1 protein-coding gene is annotated in these 207 nt (G+C 60.9%); it reads left to right on the forward strand.

The features are described from left to right. Positions 1-207, forward strand: a 207-nt coding sequence (locus DM807_RS00215) for an immunoglobulin-like domain-containing protein (protein ID WP_179026928.1), incomplete at both ends; no start/stop codon positions are given.

Consider the following 207-nt stretch of genomic DNA (forward strand, 5'->3'; position numbering starts at 1 on the left):
TTCACCGTGCACGTCAACCAGCCGCTGGATCACGACCTGGTCGTGACCCTGAGCAACAACGCCACGGTCACCATCAAAGCCGGCGACACCAGCGTCAAGTACGAGCACGCAGCGCAAGGTGATGACGTCTACCTGGACAGCGGCGAAATCAGCCTCGGCATCAAGTCGGCGGTGGATATCGACGGTCGCACCTTCGAGAACCTGGAG

Source organism: Pseudomonas hunanensis (genome assembly GCF_013393325.1).
GTDB lineage: Bacteria > Pseudomonadota > Gammaproteobacteria > Pseudomonadales > Pseudomonadaceae > Aquipseudomonas > Aquipseudomonas putida_P.